The organism is Streptomyces sp. NPDC002926 (assembly GCF_053591755.1).
In genome coordinates, this window is the sequence record NZ_JBSFUK010000009.1 from 101,275 (window position 1) to 119,955 (window position 18,681).

Below are 18,681 nucleotides of genomic sequence, written 5' to 3' on the forward strand. Positions count from 1 at the left end.
CTGCCGACGAGCCCGCACCGCGTGCGGGGATTCAGTCCCGGGGGCTTTCGCCCTGTGCGCTTTCGATGCCGGAGTGCAGGTCGTCGGCGGCTTCCAGCGCGGCGGCGGCCGAGAGCACAAGGCACGCCAGCAGGGCAGCCGCAATGACGTGGCTGGTCCTTCGCCGACCGCGCGTCGGCGCACCGTTGCTCAGCAGGGCGGCCACGCGGCGTGGGACGGGGCCCGTCGTGGCAGCCAGTGCGAAGCCGGGGCGCCCCGCGCCGGGTGACCGGGTGGCGCGGGCAGCCAGGGCGGCTCTGCCGACGGCCCGGGCTGCGAGGCGGCGGTCGCCGACGGCCCGGGCCGCGGTTTCGTCGGCGCTGCGCTCCAGCGCGTAGCTGAGGGGCTCACGCAGGGTGCGGAGCCCGGGATGGCACAGGCCCGCCAGCTCCACCACGGTGAGGAAGCGGTGGTGACGGCCGGTCAGGTGGGCGCGCTCGTGGGCGAAGAGAGCCTCCCGTTCGGCGGCGGAAAGAGCGCGCAGCATGCCGGAGGTCACCACCACCTTGCCGGGGCGTCCGGGCAGCGCGTACGCGTCCGGGCTGTCGTCCTTCAGTACGACCAGTTCACCGTTCGCGCAGGCTGCCAGCCGCCTCGCCCGACGCAGTTGGGCGCCGCGCCGGTGCAGCCGGCGGGCCAGCGCGGCGGCGCACCACAGCAGGAGGACCGCGGCCGCCATCGCCACGGCCACGACGGCGTCGGGTGAGCCCGTCGAGAGGGGCGTGAGAAGTTCACCGAGAGCGGCGACGGCGTGCACGTGAGTGGCGCCGGGGACGACGAGCAGGGCGAGAGCGGCCGTACTGCTCACCGCAAGACCCGCCGCGGTGAGGGTGAGCAGCCAGGCCGACTGCCGCGGGGGCAGGCAGGAGACGAGTCGTCGGCCCGCCGGTCCCGCGAGGAACGGCACGAGCAGCGGCACCCAGACCATGTAGATCATGCGGCGCCCCCGTCCAGCAGGGAGCGCAGCAGCTGTTCGTCGTCGTCGCTGAGCTGGGAGACAAAGCGCGTCAGTACGGCACTTCGGTCGTCGTCCTTGGCCAGCTCCGAATGCATTCGCCGGGCGGTCAGGCCGGCGGCATCCGCGGTCGGCGTGTAGGCGTATCCGCGACCGGAGCGGATACGGGTCACGGTGCCCTTCTCGTAGAGGCGGGAGAGGATCGTCGTGACGGTGGTCCGCGCGAGTGACGTGCCCAGCGCGCTCTGCACCTGGGCAGGGGTCAGCGGGCCTTCGGCGGCCCACAGGGCCGCCAGCACACCGGATTCCAGTTCTCCGGCGGGTCGCCGATCCGTGTTCTTGTCACTCATGGGAACGATCCTCCCCCATCATTCGTCTACAGTGAAGTAGACCGTCTACATTGCTGTAGTCAATCGGGCCGTCGCCACGACCGGCCCTGCCCACCATTATGGGAGCAGCCCACCATGGCCGTATCCGTCCTCGCGGCAGTGCCGCAGGCCGTGAACCTCCTCGACGCGGGATCACTGCTGTCCGCGTTCGGCGCTCTCGGTATCGCGGCCGTCCTCTTCGCCGAGACCGGACTGCTGGTCGGCTTCTTCCTGCCGGGAGACTCCCTGCTCTTCACCGCGGGCCTGCTGTGCGTGCCCGATGCGCAGGGCCCGGTGCACCTCTCGCTTCCCCAGGTCCTCATCGCCGCCGCCGTCGGAGCCCTGCTGGGAGCCCAGGCCGGCTACTGGATCGGCCGCCGCGGCGGCAGGACGCTGCTGGCCCGCAGCCGCAGTCGCAAACTCCACGAAGGCGCGGAGAGGGCCGAGGGCCTGCTGAACCGCTACGGGTATGCCAAGGCGATCGTGCTGGCCCGCTTCGTCCCTGTGGTGCGCACGGTGCTGAATCCACTGGCCGGGGCCTTGAACGTGCCGGCCCGCCTGTTCACACTCTGGCAGGTCGTCGGCGGACTCATCTGGACGGTCGGTCTCGTGCTCGCCGGATACGCGCTCGGTTCCTCGGTCGTCGGCGTCGACCGCTATCTGTTGCCCGTCGTGGCCCTGGTCGTGATGATCTCCCTCCTCCCGCTGGCCGTGGAAGCGCTGCGCGGCCGTTCCCGCCGCACATCCGAGGGCGGCGGTTCGCGTTGATGGCGGTTGCCATGGACGGAGGCTCCGTCGACGGCGGCGCGTACATGTCCATCACCGACGTCGCCAGGAACGCGCCTGCCTGGCTGGACTCCGTGCTCTCCGCCTGGTCCACCTACGGCCTCGCGCTGTTCGCCGTGCTCATGCTGGCGGCCTGGTGGCGCGCACGGCCCGGTGCCTCGCCGCGGACCGCCATGGCGCTGGCCGCCCCCCTCGTCGTGGTCACCGCCTTCACCGCCGACACCATGATCAAGTCGCTGGTGCGTGAGCAGCGGCCCTGCCGGACACTGCACACCGTCACACTGGAGGCGTGTCCTGCCCCGGGTGACTGGTCCTTCCCCAGCAATCACGCCGCCATCGCCGCCGCGGCAGCCGTGGCCATCTGGCTCACCCACCGCCGCCTCGGAGCCATCGCCATTCCAGCGGCGCTGCTGATGGCGTTCTCCCGTGTGTGGGTGGGAGCCCACTATCCCCACGACGTCATCCTCGGCCTGATCGTCGGAGCCGCTGTCGCCGGGCCCCTGGCACTGGCGGCACGCCGCACCGGCTCACTCGTCGACCGCCTCCGCGACACCCCACTGCGCCCACTGGTAGCACCGCGATGAACGAAACAACACTGACGGCCAAGCACATCAGCCGGACAGCCGCGCTGGGCGTCACGGTGCTCTGCGCCACGCTCTTCGCGGCGCTGGCCACGGTCGTCACCCTCCACCACGGTCTGCCGTTGCCCCTGGACCGGAGCATGCATGTCTGGTCCGTACGCCACCGCCCCGCTCTCGCTGTCTCCCTCGCGAGGGGCATCACCGCGACCGGCACCGGTGTCTTCCCGTATGCGTGCGCCGTGGCCGCCGGACTCATAGCGGGACGCGACACACGCGGGCGCATATACGCGGTGGTCGGCGCGGTCGGATTCCTCGCCCTGGGCCAAGCCGCCCGCTCCGGCCTCCTCCACCTCATCGGACGACCCCGGCCCGCCACGGCGGACTGGGTCACCCACGCCTCCAGCTTCGCTTTTCCCTCCGGCCATGCCACCACGTTCGCACTCATGGCAGGACTGCTGGCCTGGGCCATCGCCGGCAGGGCCCGCCCCGCCCTCGCGTACGCCGGCTGCGTGCTCCTGGTGAGCTGGGCCATCGCCGTCGGCCTGAGCCGCGTCTACCTCGGGGTGCACTGGCCCAGCGACGTTCTCGGCGGATGGCTGTTCGCCCTGGCCTGGCTCGGCCTCGGCGCGGTGCTGATCCCGCTCTGCCGTGCCGCGGCCCGCCGGGAGTGAGTACCAGTGGCCCGGCTCGCCCGCTCGGCAGTGCTGTTGTAGGCGAACCAGGGCATGAAGGACTGGGTGATCGGGCCGACCGTGAGTGCGTACACCACGGTGCCGACGCCCGCGGTTCCGCCGAGCAGCCAGCCCGCGGCGAGCACGGTGATCTCGATCAGGGTGCGGACGAGCCGGATGGAGCGCCCGGTTGCGGTGGACGCGCCGGTCATCAAGCCGTCCCGGGGCCCGGGTCCGAAGCGCGCGCCGACGTAGACGGCGACGGACAGTCCATTGAGGAGGATGCCGCCGACGAGCAGGCCGACCCGGGTGAGGAGCCCGAGGTGCTGGGGGATGAGCCACAGGCCGAGGTCGGACGAGCACGCCAGGACGACGATGTTCGCGAAGGTGCCGAACGTCGGCGCCTGCTTGAGGGGGATCCACAGCAGCAGCACGAGAACACCGAGGACTGCGCTGATCGTGCCGAAGCTCAGGGAGGTGTGGTGCTCCAGCCCCTCGTACAGGACGCTCCAGGGGTTGACGCCCAGCGCGGCGCGGACCATCACCGAGAGGCTGAATCCGTACAGGGCGAGGCCGATGAACAGCTGGGGGAGGCGTCGTAGTGGACCTTCGGCGAGGCGGACGTAGCCGAGTGGGGGCGGGGACGGGCTTGCGCGGGGCTTCCTCGGAGCCCCACCGTGTTCCGCCCGACGGCGCCCCGGGCAACGCTCGTAGCCGTCGGTGATCTCCCGCTCCATACCGCTCTCCTCCACCAGATGCTTGTCGTCCTTCAAGGCCAATGAGTCGAGTCTGTAGAGTGATTGGCACGGATGACACGACCAATCTCAGGGGAGTGGTTGGTATGGCCGACCCGAACCCGCTTCATCCCCTGGAGCGGATGGAACGCAGCGACCGGGCACTGGGCAGCCGGCAACTCGCCGCCATGCTGCCCGACCCGGCCGGAGAGCGGCCCGCCTATCGCCACCTGGCCCGGGCGATCAGCGCGCTGATCCTGGACGGACGGATCGCGTTGCACGTCAGGCTCCCCGCCGAGCGGGAACTGGCCACCGCCCTGGACACCAGCAGGGCCACCGTCACCGCCGTGTACGACCTGCTGCGCGAGCGAGGATTCGCACACAGCCGCCAGGGCTCCGGTACCTGGACGGACCTGCCGGAAGGCCGTAGACCCAACGGCATCACCCGGCTCCTCGGTCCCGAGGACACCGCGATCGACCTGGCCAGGGCCGCCCCCGGACTGCCCGGGCAGACGCTGGTCGAGGCCCTCGCGCAGGTCACCCCGCACCTCGCGGAGCACGCGCACACCCCTGGCTACCACCCGTACGGACTCCCCGGACTGCGCGCCGCCATCGCCGAGCGATTCACCCGGCGGGGCCTGGCCACCGTGCCCGAACAGATCCTGGTGACCTCCGGCGCTCAGCACGCGTTCACGCTGGTCATGGCGGTGTTGTGCCGCCCCGGCGACCGGGTCATGGTCGAGAATCCGTCCTACCCGAACGCTCTGGAGGCCATGCGCCGCGCCCGGCTGCGTACCGTGTCGGTCCCCGTGACCGAAACCGGCTGGGATATCGAGATCATCGAATCGACCTTGCGCCAGGCGGTACCCCAACTGGCCTATATGATCCCCGACTTCCAGAACCCGACCGGTTGCCTCATGCCCGATCAGGAGCGCGTCCGCCTGCTGCGCGCCGCGGGGCGCTCCGGTACCTGGCTGGTCATCGACGAGACGCTGGCCGACCTCGCCCTCGACGTCCCAGCACCACCGCCCTTTGCCTCCCGCACCACGCCCGGTGGAACCAGTCAGGTCATCACCATCGGTTCGATGAGCAAGACCCACTGGGCGGGACTGCGTATCGGCTGGCTGCGCGCCCCGGCGCGGCTCGTCACCGAACTCGCCGGCCAGCGGGTCGCCACCGACATGGGCGGCTCGGTCCTGGACCAGCTGCTCGCCCGGGCCCTGCTGGCCCGGGCCGGGGAACTGTTGCCGCCCCGCCTGGAACAGCTGCGCGATCAGCGCGCCGCCCTGGCCGCTGCCCTGGCCGAGCACATTCCGCAGTGGACCTGGCAACTGCCACCCGGCGGTCTGTCGCTCTGGGTCGACCTGGGCGAACCCGTCGCCTCGGCGCTGGCCGAGCGGGTACTGGACTACGGGGTGCGGATCGAGAGCGGTACCTACTTCGCCACCGACCCGGGCATCTTCGAGCAGCGTCTCCGCATCCCGTACACAATGCCCGCGGACACCCTGCGCGAGGCGGTGCGCCGCATGGCCACAGCGCTCGCAGATGGACCCTCACCAACGTCCGCTGCCCGGCGGCCGCACTGGGTCGCCTGAGCCCCGGCAGGAACAGCGGGACGCCGGGTGCCTGGACGACTCACAGGCCCCGACCACCGCCGATGCCCCGTACGCACCGGCGGACACACCACGGGACTTCTCGACGGCATCGCGATGGCATCGCGACGGCGTGGCGACGGCGTGGCGACGGCACAAGGATGCCGACATCCCCCCCGCTGTCGGTTACAGCGCAGCAGGCTCCAGCACGACGGGCAGCTCAGCGAGGCCACGGAAGGCCGGGAACGGAACCTCCATCCAGGGCGCCTCACGCGTGGGGTCGGCCAGAGCCACCATCGGGAAGCGGCTGAACAGACCGGTGAGAGCGAGTTGCATCTCCAGTCTGGCCAGAGGCGCTCCCAGACAGTAGTGAATGCCGTGCCCGAACCCCAGATGGGCGCTTTGCGCGTTCTCCGGGCGCGTCACATCGAACTGGTCCGGGGAGTCGAACTTCTGCGGGTCGCGGTTGGCCGAACTGAGCGCGATCTGGACCAGGGCGCCCTTCGGAATCCGCGTCCCTGCGATCTCCACATCCTCGGTCGCGAAACGGAACGTCGCGCTCTCCACCGAGCCGTCGTAACGCACCAGCTCCTCCACCGCCTGGCCCACCAGATCCGGGTTCTCCTTCACGGCGCGGAGCTGAGCGGGATGGGAGAGGAGGTGGTAGACGGCGTTGCCGATGAGGTACGCGGTCGTCTTGTGACCGGCGAACATCAGCAGAAACGCTGTCGAGATCAGCTCCTGCTCGGTGAGGCCGCCGTCCGTGTCCCGGGCTGCGATCAGGGCGCTGAGCAGGTCGTCACCCGGGCGGCTGCGCTTACGGGTGAGGAGATCCGCGAAGTACGCGTGCAGGCTCTCCTCCGCCTTCTGCTGGGCCTGCTTGGACTCCTTGCTGAACCCGGTGTGCGCCACCGTGGTGGACCAGACCTGCACCTGGGACCGCTCGTCCGACGGCACGCCGAGCAGCTCGCAGATCACGGTGATCGGCAGCGGGAACGCGAACGCGGGCAGCAGGTCGACCGGTTCCCGGGTCGAGCATCCGTCCAGCAGCGTCTCGACGATGTCCTGGATCTGGGGCCGCAGCGCCTCCACACGGCGCGGGGTGAACTCGGAGTTGACCAGCTTGCGCAGCCGGGTGTGCTTGGGCGGGTCGGCGTTGAGCATGTGGTCGTCCAGAGCCACGGAGGAGTCACCGAAGATCCTTCGGTACGCGTCCATGGCCCCGTACATGTCCTTGCTCAGCCGCGGATCCGTCAAGGCGGCCCGCGCGTCCTTGTACCGCGTGATCAGGTACGTGTCGATGCCGTGCGGCGGCCGCATGGGGCAGACGGGCGCCGAATCCCTGAGGTTGGCATAGACCGGGTGCGGGTTTCGCCGGAACTCGGGGGTGCACCGCTCGGCTGCGGCGGCTGGGTCATCCACTGTTGTCACGGACGGCTCCTGAGGTCGAAGAGGGCCTCGGCGTTGCCGCCGAGGATGAGCTGCTGGGACGCCTTGTCGATCGGCAGCTTCTCGATCATGCGCATGAACTCCTCCAGGGGCACGGACATCGGCGGCGAGTCAGTGCCGAACAGCATCCGCTCCGGCCCGAGTACCTCCGCGTTGAGGCCCAGGTGCGCCGGGCTGAACGTGCTGGTGTCGACATACATCCGCTGCAGCGCCGCACCCGGGTCCGCGGCCGGCGGGGCGGAGGGCGGCGGCGCGCCCCCGCCCCAGTGCCGGGGACGCGCCGCCGTCTGCAGGCGTTCCGTCAGCAGTGCCATCGAGCCGCCGCCGGTGGCACCGATCAGTCGCAGACCGGGATACTTGTCCAGCCACCCCGCGAACGCGATCATCGCCATGCCCATCGAGATGTCCCCGAACCGGCCGATCTGCTCGACGAAGCCGAAGTCGTCGACCCGCTCCGTGCCGATCGGTTCGGCCGGGGCGTGCACCAGGACCGGCACTCCCGTCTCGGCGGCCAGCGCGAAGAAGGAGTCGGCTCGCGGAGAGCCGAGCAGCTCGCCGTGGACACTGGAGGTGGTGATCAGGCCGACGAAGGCGGGATCCGCCAGCGTCTCCCGTACTCCTTCCAGGTGATCGTCGTCGCCGAACGGGTTGGCGTACACGTATCCGCGCAACTGGTCGGGGAAGTTGGCGATCAGGCCCGACATCCAGTCGTGGAAGCCCCGCAGCCGGTCCCGTGGCTGCGCGTAGTTGTCGACGCCCGGGACCCGCGCCATCGCGCCGGCGCCGACCGGACTGCCGATGATGGTGAGGTCGATCCCGGCCTGAGCGCGGGCGGCGAGCATGCCGTCGACGTCGGTGAGGCTGGGGGGCATGGGGAAGCGTCGGGCGGCCTCTGGTGGGGACAGGTGTCCGTGGATATCGATGATCATGTGTGAGTTCCCGGTTTCGGTGTGAGTGCGTGGGTGACCGCGACACAGTCCTCGTCGCCGAATCCCTGCTCGGTGGCGCGGACATGGGTCTCCGCGGCTGCGGCGGCGAGCGGAAGTCGCAGTCCGGCCTCCGCGGCCTGGTCCGCGACGAGCATGAGGTCCTTGGCCATCAGGCGCAGCCGGAAGTCGGGCTTGTCGAAGCGCCCGGCTGCCAGCCGCTTCGACTTGAACGCCATGACCGGCGAGGCGAAGCCGCTGCCCGCGATCGTGCTGAGGACGAGTTTCCGGTCGAGTCCGGCGGCCACCGCCAACTCGACGGCCTCGGCCAGAGCCTGCACCTCTATCCCCATCAGCAGGTTGAGGAGCAGCTTCATCCGCATGCCGGAACCGAGTTCGCCGAGGTGGACCACATCCTTGCCCAGCAGTTCGAGCAGCGGCCGGCCCGCGGTGAAGACCCTCTCCTCGCCGCCGACGAACAGCCGGAGCTCGCCGGTGCGGGCGTGCTCCCGGTTCCCCAGCATGCCGACGTCCAGAACGGACTGTGCGTTACCGGCGAGGCGGACGACCTCTTCCGGGGCGACTGTGCTGGCGCACACCAGGGATCCGGGGTACGGGCCCCCGGCCAGCACCCCGTCCGGTCCGCGCAGCACGGCTTTGAGGGCTTCGCCGTCGGCCACGGTGCAGATGGCAGCGCTCGTACCCTCGACGGCGTCCGCCGGATGGGCCGCGGCGAAGGCGCCCGCCTTGGCGAGCGGCGCCGCCCGCTCCGCGGTGCGGTTCCAGACCCGCACCTGGATGCCCTGGTCGAGAAGGCGGGTGGCAAGGCCGGTTCCCATCGTGCCGAGACCGAGGACGGCCACCGGGCCGTCGGGGCGCTTCATGCCTTCCCTCCCACGGTCTCCTGAATGACCCGGAACCGCAGCGACTGGGTCTCGTCGACCCACTCGCGCAGCGGAGCCACCAGTGCGCGGTGGTCCTCACCCTGCTGCCAGGCGAAGAAGTGCTCGGGTGTCTCCCACTCGCTGGTGATCACCCACTGCCGGGAGCCGTCGAGGGGCTTTCCCAGCCGGTCTATGAGGTGTCCGGGGACGCGGGCCACGGACTTGCGTATTCGCTCATACACGTCCAGAAAACCTTGCTCGCCGCCCTCGATGACGTGGACCGCGTACACGACGGACAGTCGCTCGGCCGATTGGCCCTTCTGCGCAGTGCTCATGTCTCCTCCTGGTGGTGAGATCTGGCAGAACCCGATTCCCACCGACTCATGGCTCCCGTGGCCACGCAACTCCGACCTGGGGAGAGCCCAACGGGCACAAGGGCTCTCACTCGGTTTCTAGCCCGTACGAGTGAGAGTTGAAGGACCCTTTCCCGAGGCGGTCGTGGACGCCTCATGCCCCATCGACGGGGACCCGCCCGCCCCTTGACGATCAATTGCGGCCACGCTGTCGCGAGGCCGGCTCGTCCCGGAGTACGAACGGCCGGGGGAGACGTGATGCGCCCCGGTCCGACGCTTCAAGTGCGCGCACCCCGTGGGGCGGCGGTCCGCGCCGGGACGGAGGAAGAGGGCTCTGTGTCGAACGTGCCCGGTTCGGTGCCGGCGACCCGGACCATCCTGGGGCCGGAGCCCGACGCACAGCAGCCGGTGAGGTTGAGACCGATCCCGGGCTGCCGGTCGTCAGGCTCGAGTTCCTCGGTGCCGGGCCTGCGTTGAACGCCGGGGCCGCCGAACGCCGGCTCCACGGTGCCGAGTTGGCCGGCGATGCCCTGGCGTCCGGTACAGCGGAACCGCCCCGGACTGCCGTCCATGGCGGTCCGGGTCCCCGGCGCTCATTCGGCGATGTACGTGCGGTAGGACCAGCGGTAGACCGGCAGTGTTACACCGTGCAGGTCGCAGTACTCGTGCGTGAACTCAAAATGCTCGTAGGCGTTGTGGCGCAAGATCTTCACCGGCTCGCCGCACCCGCCGGGCGGCGCCGCCCAGACGGGAGGAAGGTCGTCCGGACCTCCTTCAAGAAAGACAAGACCCGATTGGTGCATGGCGCGTGCCTCCAGCGCATGGAGCGGGACCGGAAAGGAGCGGGACCGGATGGGCGAAGCGGCCGGGTGGGCCGGCGGCGCGGCTCGCCGACGCGATCACGAAGTGTCGTGACCCTGGAGTGCGAGACCCATATGGTCGGCGAGGCCCGTGGCGAGTGCCGCCAGTGTCGGGTGCTGCCACACGAAGTTGGTGGCGATTCTGATACCGAGACCGGTTTCCAGGCGGGTTCGCAGTTCCAGGGCCAGCAGTGAGTCGAAGCCGAGTGCCTTCAGTGGGGTCTCGGGGTCGAGAGTGGTGTTTCCCAGGCGGAGTACGGCACGGATGTGGTCGGCGAGGTAGGTCTCCAGGGCCGTGCGTCGGGCAAGGCCCGCCGGAATGGAGCTGAGTTCGCTCCGGATGTCAGGACTGTTGCCCTGCCCGGTGTTCTGGGGCTGGTCGTCGACGAGGAGGCTGAACAGCGACGAATGCCGTCCGCCCGGGAGTACCCAGGTGTGGGGTTCGCCGGGGATCACGCCGGTCCGTACCCGCCGGTGTACGAGTAGAGCGCTCAGCGCCTGCAGTCCCTTTCTGGTGGGGATGGTCTGGTAGCCGCGGGAGGCGAAGTCGACGGCGGCACCCGTCTCGCCCCATGCGCCCCAGTTCACGGCGAGAGTCGGCAGGCCGCGTGCAGTCCGCCAGGTGGCGAACCCATCCAGCCAGGAGTTGGCGGCGGCGTAGGCACCTTGGCCGGGGTTACCCAACAGGGAGGCCATGGATGAGAACACGACGAACCAGTCGAGGGTCTGCCCGGTGGTGGCTTCGTGCAGTCTCCACGCGCCGGTCGCCTTGGGGCGCCACACCCGTAGCAGCTGGTCCTCGGAAATATTGGTGATCGCGGCATCGTCGAGGACCATGGCAGCGTGTATGAGGCCGCGCAGGGGCGAGCCGTCCGAGGTGGCGGTGGCCACAAGGCGTTCGGCGGTGCCCGGCTCGGCGATGTCGCCGAGTGCGACCGTGATACGGGTTCCCCGGGCGCGCAGCTCCTCCAGTGTCCGCCCGGTGCTCTCCGAGCCGGGCGAGCGGCCGTTGAGGACGATATGAGCGGCGCCCTGTTCGGCGAGCCAGCGGGCCGTTGCCAGCCCGACACCGCGCAGGCCACCGGTGACGATGTAGGCGCCGTCCGGGCGAACGGGCGACGCTCCGTCGGGGATCACCGCTGTGGTGTCGCCTCCGTCCGGGACGGTCAGCACCAGCTTGCCGATATGGCCGGCACCAGCCATGAGCCGGAACGCCGCTGCGGCGTCGGCGAGCGGGAAGCTCTGGCAGGGCAGGGGCTCCAGCCGTCCACGGGCGATCTCGGTGAGCACTTCGCGCAGTACCACGGCGAACAGCTCTGGACGATTCTGCTGGAGCTCGATGAGGTCGACGGTGCTCAGAGTGATGTTGTGCCGGAACGGCAACAGCCCGAGGGAAGCGTCGGAGAGGATGTCGCGAACCCCGAGCTCGACGAAACGCCCGAACGGACGCAGAGTCTCCAGTCCGGTCCGGATCGCCTTTCCCGACAGGGAGTTGAGGACGACGTCGACGCCTTCGCCCGCAGTTGCGGCGCGGGTCTGCTCGGCGAAATCCAGGGACCGGGAGTCCATGACGTGCTCGATTCCCATGCCCCGCAGATATCCGCGCTTCTCCTCGTTACCGGCTGTGGCGAGCACCTCGGCGCCCAGCAGCCGGGCGACGCCGATGGCGGCCAGGCCGGTCCCGCCGGTGGCAGAGTGGATCAGTACCCGTTCCCCCGCGGAGAGCCGGGCGACGTGACGCAAGGCGTACCAGGCGGTGAGGTATACGGCGAGGAGCCCTGCCGCTGCGGTGCGCTCGATTCCGGCCGGTGCGGGCGCGACGGCAGCGCCGGGCACGGTGACGAACGAGCCGAAGGCACCGCCCCGCAGGTCGATGGCGAGCGCCGGCTCACCGACGTGGACGGCCTCGACATCCGGCCCCACCGCGGTCACTGTCCCCGCGCATTCGAAGCCCATCCGGTATCGGACGTCCTTGTCGCCGGGAAGCAGGCCCATGGCCGTGAGCACGTCCCGGAAGTTCACGGCCGCGGCGTGGACACGTAGTTCGACCTCTCCCGGTCCCGGGGCGCGTCGGTCGCCGACCGTGAGTTCGAGGGCGTCGAGGTCTCCGAAGCGGCCGACCCGGAGCCGGAAGCGGTCCGTCCCGTAGCGCACTGTGCGTGTGGTGGCCCGGGTGCGTTCGGCGTCCGTCAGCGGGGCGTAGTCCAGCCGGGCGATGTGGCGCGTGCCGCCACGCAGGGAGACCTCGTCCTCCGGCTCCGCCCCGAGGAGTTCGGCCGCCACGCCGTGCAGTCCGGCGTCGTCCGGGTCGGCGTCCACATGGGTGGCGCGGATTTCCGGGTGTTCGAACGCGAGGACGCGCACCAGTCCACGCAGGGCGCTCTGCCCGGGATCCACTGTCTCGCCGGGTTCGACGGTCTGGGCGCCATGGGTCACCACGTACAGGCGAGGGGGTTCGGGGCAGCCGGACGCGACCGCTTGGGCGGTGTCGAGCAACCGTCGGGTGCGTCCCAGCGCATGCGTCGCCGGATCTCCGCCCTCGGTGGGTGGCGCGCACAGCAGCACCAGCGCGTGCGGGGAGGGGTGGGCGGCCAAATATTCGACGAGCATGTCCTTGTGCGACCCGAGCGGGCTGTCGCCGATCGGGGTGTCGAGTACGTCGGCCGTCGCCCCCGCCGCGTGCAGAACGGCGGCCAGCGCCTGGGCGGAGCCGTCCGCCTCGCCGATGACGAGCCAGTTTCCCGGCGGAATCGTCCCCGTCGTCTCCGAGCGGGGTCCGGGTTGCCAGCGTGTCTCGAGGAACCAGCTGTCGACGTCGGCGGCGTCGGCCACCCCGTGGCGTACCAGCCGGAGGCTGTCGATGCTGAACACGGGTTTGCCCGCCTCGTCCAGCAGGCTGACATGTCCGGTGACACTGTCGGCTTCCTCTTCCACGATGTGGGCGTGGCAGTACACGGCGGTCGTGGGGTCGCCGAGGATGCGTACCGCCTTTACCCCGACCGGGAGGACCAGGCCCTGGCCGGGCCCACGGGTCAGCCCTGCCACCAGGGCTTGCGCGCAGGAGTCGACCAGGACCGGGTGGATACGCAAGGCGTGTGGCGCTGTTTTCGCCGCGGCGGGTATCTCGACGCGCGCCCAGGCGCTCTCGCCGTCGCGCGAGATGCGAAGGTTCGTGATGCCGGTGAAGGCCGGGCCGTGTTCGATGCCGCGGGCGCGCATGCTCGCGTACAGCGAAGCCGGGTCGAGGACGACCGGATGCTGTCCCGGCAGGGCGGTCAGCCTTGCCGTGGGAGGCTGCGGTGGTACGGCGACATGCCGCAGTTCGGCCGTCGCCTGTCGTACCCAGCTTCCGTCGCCACCGCGTCCGAAGATTTCACACGAGGCGTGGTCCGGGGCGGTCACGGTCACGGTGGTGACCACCTCGGTGTGGTCGGACAGCTGCAGTAACTCCAGGAACCGGATGTCGGTGACCTCGGTTTGCTGCGCAGGCGCGTCGAACACCGCGCAGGCCGCGGTCAGGGCGAGGGCGCAGTGGGCGGCGCCGGGGAACACCGGGTTGTCGTGCACCCGGTGGTCCGCCAGCCATGGCAGCGCGGCGGTCCCGGCGTCTCCCCGCCAGAAGTGGCGCACCTGTTCGCCGGGGACCTCGGCGTGTGTGCCGGGCAGGTGGCCGGCCGTTCCCGCGTCGGTGCCCGGGCCGGCGGTGAGGTCGGCCCAGTGACGCCGGCGGTCGAAGGTGATGGAGGGTACGTCGGAGAGGTCGGCGTTCGCGTAGAGCCGCGACCAGTCGACGTTCACGCCGGCACAGTGCAGCGCCGCGAGCTGGGTCCGGAAGGTGGCCGGTTCCGACTCGCCACGGCGCAGGGTGGGCAGGACGACAGGGTTGTCGATGAGACCGGGCAGGCTGTCCGTGATGGAGCGGGTGACGACCGGGTTCGGGGAGACCTCGACGTAGACGTTGTGCCGGTCCGCGGCCGCGGCGCCGATCGCGTCGGTGAACCGGACGGGGCGACGCAGGTTCGCGCACCAGTAGGCGGCGTCGAAGTCCGGAATGCCTCGCGGGTCGGGCAGGACCGTGGAGTAGAACGGGACCTGGGGCTGCCTGGGTGTCAAGCCGGCCAGAGCCGCGGCGAGGTCGGCGAGCAGCGGATCCACCTGGGGGGAGTGCGAGGCGACGTCCACGGCGATCAGATGCGCGGGAATACCTCGCAGGTCCCAGGCGGCAACCAGTCGTTCCACCTCGGCCCTCTCGCCGGCGACGACGGTTGAGCCGGGGGCGGCAAGTACAGCCACCGAGACCGATCCGGTGGCGCCGGCGGCGATGAGTTCGCCTTCTACCGTGGCGCAGTCCAGGCCCACGGTTGCCATGGCGCCCGCTCCGGCGATCCGGGTCAGGAGCGTGGACCGGCGGCAGATGACACGGACCCCGTCCCCGAGGGTCAGCACTCCGGCCGTGACCGCGGCGGCGACCTCACCCATGGAGTGGCCCACGATCGCGGCCGGCTCGATGCCGTATGCCCGCCAGAGTGCGGCGAGGGCGATCTGCATCGCGAACAGCAGGGGTTGCACCCGCGCGCATCGGTTCACCGGTTCGCCGGAGTGCACCATGTCGAGCACCGAGAACCCGGCCTCGGCAGCGATCAGCTCGTCGGCTTCGGCCAGCGCCGCGGCGAAGACGGGTTCGTGCTCGAGCAGTGTGCGTCCCATGCCCGGCCATTGCGAGCCGTGCCCGGAGAACACCCACACCGGTCGCCGGGAGACTCCGGCGGCCACCGCCCCGGACACCACGCCCGGGTGTGCCTGTCCGGCCGTGAACGAGCGCAGCGCGTGGATCAGTTCACCGCGGGAGGCGGCCACCGCACCGAGGCGGCCGCGGCCGGGGGAGCGCCGCAGGGCCAGTGTGTGGGCAACGTCGCGCAATGGCACGCTCGAGCCGTCGCTCTCGAGCCAGTCGGCCAGCCGTCCGGCCGAGGCCGGCAGCACCCCGGCGGACCCGGCCGGCAGGAGAAAGACGTCGGGCGCCGTTCGCTCCGGCCGGGGAGGGGCAAGCGGGCGGCGGGCGTTGGCGGCGGGTGCCTGTTCGAGAATCACGTGGGCGTTGGTACCGGAATACCCGAAGGACGAGACGGCGGCGAGCCGGGAGCACGAGTCGGTGGGCCACTCGGTCAGCCGGGTGGGAACGAAGAAACGGGTTCCTTCCGCCGCGATGGCCGGGTTCCACCGGGCGAAGTGCAGATTGGGCGGTACGAGCCCATGCCGCAGGCACAGCACGGCCTTGATCAGGCCGCTGATCCCGGAGGCCGGTTCAAGATGGCCAAGGTTCGTCTTGACCGATCCCAGCGCGCACCGGCCCCGCCCTGTCCCGTATACCTGTGCCAGGCTCGAGAACTCGATCGGATCCCCGATCGGTGTGCCAGTGCCGTGCGTCTCGATCATCCCCACGTCGCGGGGGTCGGTCCCCGCGCGTGCCAGTGCCTCCCGGAACAGTGCCTCCTGAGCGGCCGCCGAGGGTGCGGCCAGGCCGTCGGACCGGCCGTCCTGATTCACCGCCGATCCACGTATCAGCGCGAGCACGCGGTCACCGTCCCGCACCGCGTCGGCCAGGCGTTTGAGGACAACGACACCGCACCCCTCGCCGCGTACGAAGCCGTCCGCGGCCGCGTCGAATGTGTGACAGCGTCCCGTCGGCGACACCATCCCCATCCTGGCGAACGACCTCATCGTCCTGGATCCGAGCATGAGCGTGACACCGCCGGCCACCGCGAGGTCGCACTCGCCGGCCCCCAGCGACTGGCCTGCCAGGTGGAGTGCCACCAGCGATGACGAGCACGCCGTGTCCAGCGCGACGCAGGGGCCTTGCAGCCCCAGCAGGTAGGAGATCCGTCCCGCGGCGACGCAATGACCGTTCGTCAGGAGCGATCCCTCCAGCTCCTGCGGCTTCCCGGCGAGACCTTCGAAATAGTCGTTGTAGCTGATGCCGACGAAGATCCCCGTCGGGCTCCCGACCAGCCGGTCGGGTGGCATTCCGGCGTGTTCCAGCGCCTCCCACGTCACCTCCAGCAGCAGCCGGTGCTGTGGGTCGAGCACGTCCGCCTCGCGACCGGAAACCCCGAAGAATTCCGCGTCGAAGCCGGCGACGTCCCGGAGGTAACCGCCTTGCCGAAGCCTCGGGTTACCTGATTCGGGGCTCCCCGGACCACCTGGTGCCCGGGGCTCGGCCCGGCCGGCCGGAGGGCTCCCCACCGCGTCGCGTCCGTCGGCCAGCAGCTGCCACAGCGCCGCGGGCGAGTCGGCATCGCCGGGAAGGCGGCACCCCAGACCGACTACGGCGATGTGCTGGTTCTCCCCGCTCACAGGGTGCTCACGCTGGAGCATTGGACCCTCCCCTCCCGCCGGACGGACGGGCTCGGTTTCGAGAGACGTTGTGGAGTTGTCTTGCGCTGGTGCAGTGCTCAGGACCGCTGAGCGGCATCCAGGCTTCCCACCAGGACCGCGCTCTTCACGCCGCCGATCTGGTAGGTGAAGTTCAGTGCGTGGTCGAAGTCGAGAGCACGGGTACGCACACCAGGAACCGGGTCGAAGACGAGGTCATCAGCCGGCTGCTCGCAATTCGCCGTGGGACAGACCTCACCCCGTTCGAGCATGAGGAGGGTCAGGGCCACCCCGAGGCACCCCGCCGGGGCGCCGTTGTGGCCGAAGCAGCCTTCCTGGGACGTCATGAGGACATCGGCGGCGGCCGAGCCGTACAGCTGCCTGATCGCGTTCACCTCAAAGGCGGTTACCAGCGCGTCACCGTCACTGCCGCCGTGGATGTAGGGCACCTGGTCGATGGACCACCGGTCTCCGAGGCATTTACGGACTGCGGCCACCAGCCCCGAGCCGCTCTCGTCGCTCGACAACGGGTTGGCGAGACCGTCCCGGGTCGTGGCCTGTGCCAGGATCCGGCCGTATGCATGCGCACCGCGCCGGTGTGCGTGGTCGCGGCTTTCCAGGATCAAAGTCACTGAACCCTCGCCGTAGTTCACGCAGTCCGCGCGCCGGTCGTAGGGCCGCATGAGGCGATCGAACGACGGCAGAAGGGCGGGCTTGCCCATCGGCCCGATCGACGTATTCGCTCGTTGGGCGACACGGAGCAGGCGCTGCGCGTTCCGGACCAGACCGACATTGAAAACGTCGACGCCGGTCACCACGGCGATGTCCACCACGCCGCCGGCAATCATGAGGCGCGCGTTTCCCAGCTGGACGGCTGACGAGGCACAGCCGCAGGACACCGTGTAGCAAGGACCGGTTGAGCGGGTCAGGGCTCCTTGGACCAGGGCAACGTCGGAGGGGGAAACGGCCAATTCGGTGCCGATGAACAAGTCCATCGCCTGCCGGGCGGTGATCGTTTCGGAGTCGGCCTCCAATACCGCCAGATAGCTGTGTACTTGGGCGTCCACCCCGCCCCGCCCGGCCAGAATCGCTGAAGCCGCCAGATCCCCGGCATTAAGGTTCAACTCGGCGTCCACGCACGCCTCTGCCAGTGACATCAGACCGAATCGATGTGCGGCAGTGAAGTGCCGGGAGAAAACTCCCGGTAAATCGGGCAAACGTTCCTCGAACATTTCATTCGTGAGGTTTACCGGGCCGTGGTAGACGCCATCACGCAAGAGGCACGAGCGTCCGTGCGAGGCGATGTCCCAGACCTCTTCCGCGGTGAAGACGGGCCGTCCGTCACCCGGCAGGCAGAATCCCATACCGGTCACCACGACATCCCGTGCGCTTGCTCCGACGCCACTTTGCGCTGCCGCCGCTCGACCGTTCATATCCCACCTCCGAGCATGTGGATGGCATGGCGAATCACCACACCGCTACTGGGGCTTGGTCCGTCCGGACCCAAAGCGCAGGGGGCGCGAGGAGCGTCCCGGCTCGCCGCCGTGACCTGCTCGAACGCATCTGGAGCCTCGTCATGGCGGGTGGCGGGACGGTCCGGTGTTCCTACGCGCCGTGACCTGAGAAAGTCCTACCAAAGGTTCATTCTGCGAATCTGTACTCAGCTTATCGCGAGGAAGGTCTGATACCGATGAGCCAAGGAGGCGGCGCTCGAAGCACTGGAAAGACCAAACGTGCTCCAGAACTCCACCGGCGTATTCCGCTTTCCCGTCCTCGCTCCCTCGATGGCGTGTGCAACTGAGTGACGGGAGTGTCAAGTTAACCTTTGAACAAGGTTATTGATTTGGTTACTTCTGCCCAGCGGACAGATGGTGAACCCGCCCCTGAGTTCGGTCGGCCCGGTTGGCGCGTGCTCCGGCGGCGTTCGGGGGCGCTCGCCGCGGTTGTGCATTGCCTCGAATTCCCGCGATGGTAGGTAGTCGCCTCCGGCACCCGTTTCGCCGGAGCGTTCCCATGGGGGCCGGGTTCCGGGCGGGTGGCGACCGGGACCCGATGGCCCCCGGCCGGCTGGGACCGTCAGCTCGCCACCGTGGCGATAATAAAATATTCTA

At 69.9% G+C, this 18,681-nt stretch carries 15 protein-coding genes; 4 read left to right on the top strand and 11 right to left on the bottom strand.

The window, feature by feature from the left end; translation table 11 throughout:
* Nucleotides 1-31: 31 nt before the first annotated feature.
* Together ACWDZ6_RS17340 and ACWDZ6_RS17345 are read right to left on the bottom strand one after the other, a co-directional pair.
* A complete protein-coding gene (locus tag ACWDZ6_RS17340) occupies nt 32-976 on the bottom strand; it encodes a M56 family metallopeptidase (RefSeq protein ID WP_451503539.1) in 945 nt (314 codons plus the stop codon).
* Nucleotides 973-1,344: a BlaI/MecI/CopY family transcriptional regulator gene (locus ACWDZ6_RS17345; protein WP_326654129.1), complete on the bottom strand. Its 372-nt coding sequence runs from the start codon at nt 1,342-1,344 to the stop codon at nt 973-975. The genes ACWDZ6_RS17340 and ACWDZ6_RS17345 overlap by 4 nt, the downstream gene beginning before the upstream one ends.
* Nucleotides 1,345-1,458: 114 nt before the next feature.
* Between ACWDZ6_RS17345 and ACWDZ6_RS17350 the strand changes: the two genes are divergently transcribed.
* Genes ACWDZ6_RS17350 through ACWDZ6_RS17360 form a run of 3 tightly spaced genes read left to right on the top strand, consistent with a single transcriptional unit; the run spans nt 1,459 to nt 3,400 of the window.
* Nucleotides 1,459-2,130 (top strand): DedA family protein, encoded by a 672-nt coding sequence (locus tag ACWDZ6_RS17350; RefSeq protein WP_451503540.1) that lies wholly within the window; start codon nt 1,459-1,461, stop codon nt 2,128-2,130.
* Between the two features lie 11 nt (nt 2,131-2,141).
* Complete coding sequence (locus tag ACWDZ6_RS17355; RefSeq protein ID WP_451503541.1) at nt 2,142-2,732, top strand: phosphatase PAP2 family protein; 591 nt, start codon at nt 2,142-2,144, stop codon at nt 2,730-2,732.
* Nucleotides 2,729-3,400 (top strand): phosphatase PAP2 family protein, encoded by a 672-nt coding sequence (locus ACWDZ6_RS17360; protein ID WP_451503542.1) that lies wholly within the window; start codon nt 2,729-2,731, stop codon nt 3,398-3,400. Before ACWDZ6_RS17355 ends, ACWDZ6_RS17360 begins: the two co-directional genes overlap by 4 nt.
* On the opposite strand, the gene yczE is transcribed toward ACWDZ6_RS17360, so the two are convergent.
* Nucleotides 3,283-4,179: a membrane protein YczE gene (gene yczE / locus ACWDZ6_RS17365; RefSeq protein WP_451503543.1), complete on the bottom strand. Its 897-nt coding sequence runs from the start codon at nt 4,177-4,179 to the stop codon at nt 3,283-3,285. The genes ACWDZ6_RS17360 and yczE overlap by 118 nt on opposite strands.
* A 62-nt stretch (nt 4,180-4,241) precedes the next feature.
* On the opposite strand from yczE, the gene yczR reads away from it, so the two are divergent.
* Nucleotides 4,242-5,729, top strand: a complete 1,488-nt coding sequence (gene yczR / locus ACWDZ6_RS17370) for a MocR-like transcription factor YczR (RefSeq protein WP_451503544.1) — start codon at nt 4,242-4,244, stop codon at nt 5,727-5,729.
* A gap of 183 nt (nt 5,730-5,912) precedes the next feature.
* Here yczR and ACWDZ6_RS17375 read toward each other — a convergent pair whose 3' ends face one another.
* The 8 genes from ACWDZ6_RS17375 to ACWDZ6_RS17410 all read right to left on the bottom strand — a co-directional run bounded on the left by ACWDZ6_RS17375 (nt 5,913) and on the right by ACWDZ6_RS17410 (nt 18,003).
* Nucleotides 5,913-7,157 (bottom strand): cytochrome P450 family protein, encoded by a 1,245-nt coding sequence (locus ACWDZ6_RS17375; RefSeq protein WP_451503545.1) that lies wholly within the window; start codon nt 7,155-7,157, stop codon nt 5,913-5,915.
* Nucleotides 7,154-8,104, bottom strand: coding sequence for an amidohydrolase family protein (locus ACWDZ6_RS17380; protein WP_451503546.1), 951 nt, complete (start codon nt 8,102-8,104; stop codon nt 7,154-7,156). The genes ACWDZ6_RS17375 and ACWDZ6_RS17380 overlap by 4 nt, the downstream gene beginning before the upstream one ends.
* Nucleotides 8,101-8,985, bottom strand: coding sequence for an NAD(P)-dependent oxidoreductase (locus ACWDZ6_RS17385; RefSeq protein WP_366729775.1), 885 nt, complete (start codon nt 8,983-8,985; stop codon nt 8,101-8,103). The genes ACWDZ6_RS17380 and ACWDZ6_RS17385 overlap by 4 nt, the downstream gene beginning before the upstream one ends.
* Nucleotides 8,982-9,320, bottom strand: a complete 339-nt coding sequence (locus ACWDZ6_RS17390; protein WP_326654137.1) for an antibiotic biosynthesis monooxygenase family protein — start codon at nt 9,318-9,320, stop codon at nt 8,982-8,984. The genes ACWDZ6_RS17385 and ACWDZ6_RS17390 overlap by 4 nt, the downstream gene beginning before the upstream one ends.
* Nucleotides 9,321-9,616: 296 nt before the next feature.
* A complete protein-coding gene (locus tag ACWDZ6_RS17395; protein WP_451503547.1) occupies nt 9,617-9,910 on the bottom strand; it encodes a hypothetical protein in 294 nt (97 codons plus the stop codon).
* Nucleotides 9,911-9,931: 21 nt separating this feature from the next.
* Nucleotides 9,932-10,141 carry a DUF5988 family protein gene (locus ACWDZ6_RS17400; protein ID WP_451503548.1) on the bottom strand — a complete coding sequence of 70 codons (210 nt, stop codon included), beginning with the start codon at nt 10,139-10,141 and terminating at the stop codon, nt 9,932-9,934.
* Between the two features lie 96 nt (nt 10,142-10,237).
* Entirely contained in the window at nt 10,238-16,573 is a 6,336-nt protein-coding gene (locus tag ACWDZ6_RS17405; protein ID WP_451503549.1) for an SDR family NAD(P)-dependent oxidoreductase, read from the bottom strand.
* A gap of 77 nt (nt 16,574-16,650) precedes the next feature.
* Nucleotides 16,651-18,003, bottom strand: coding sequence for a beta-ketoacyl synthase N-terminal-like domain-containing protein (locus ACWDZ6_RS17410; protein WP_451503550.1), 1,353 nt, complete (start codon nt 18,001-18,003; stop codon nt 16,651-16,653).
* Nucleotides 18,004-18,681 lie beyond the last annotated feature (678 nt).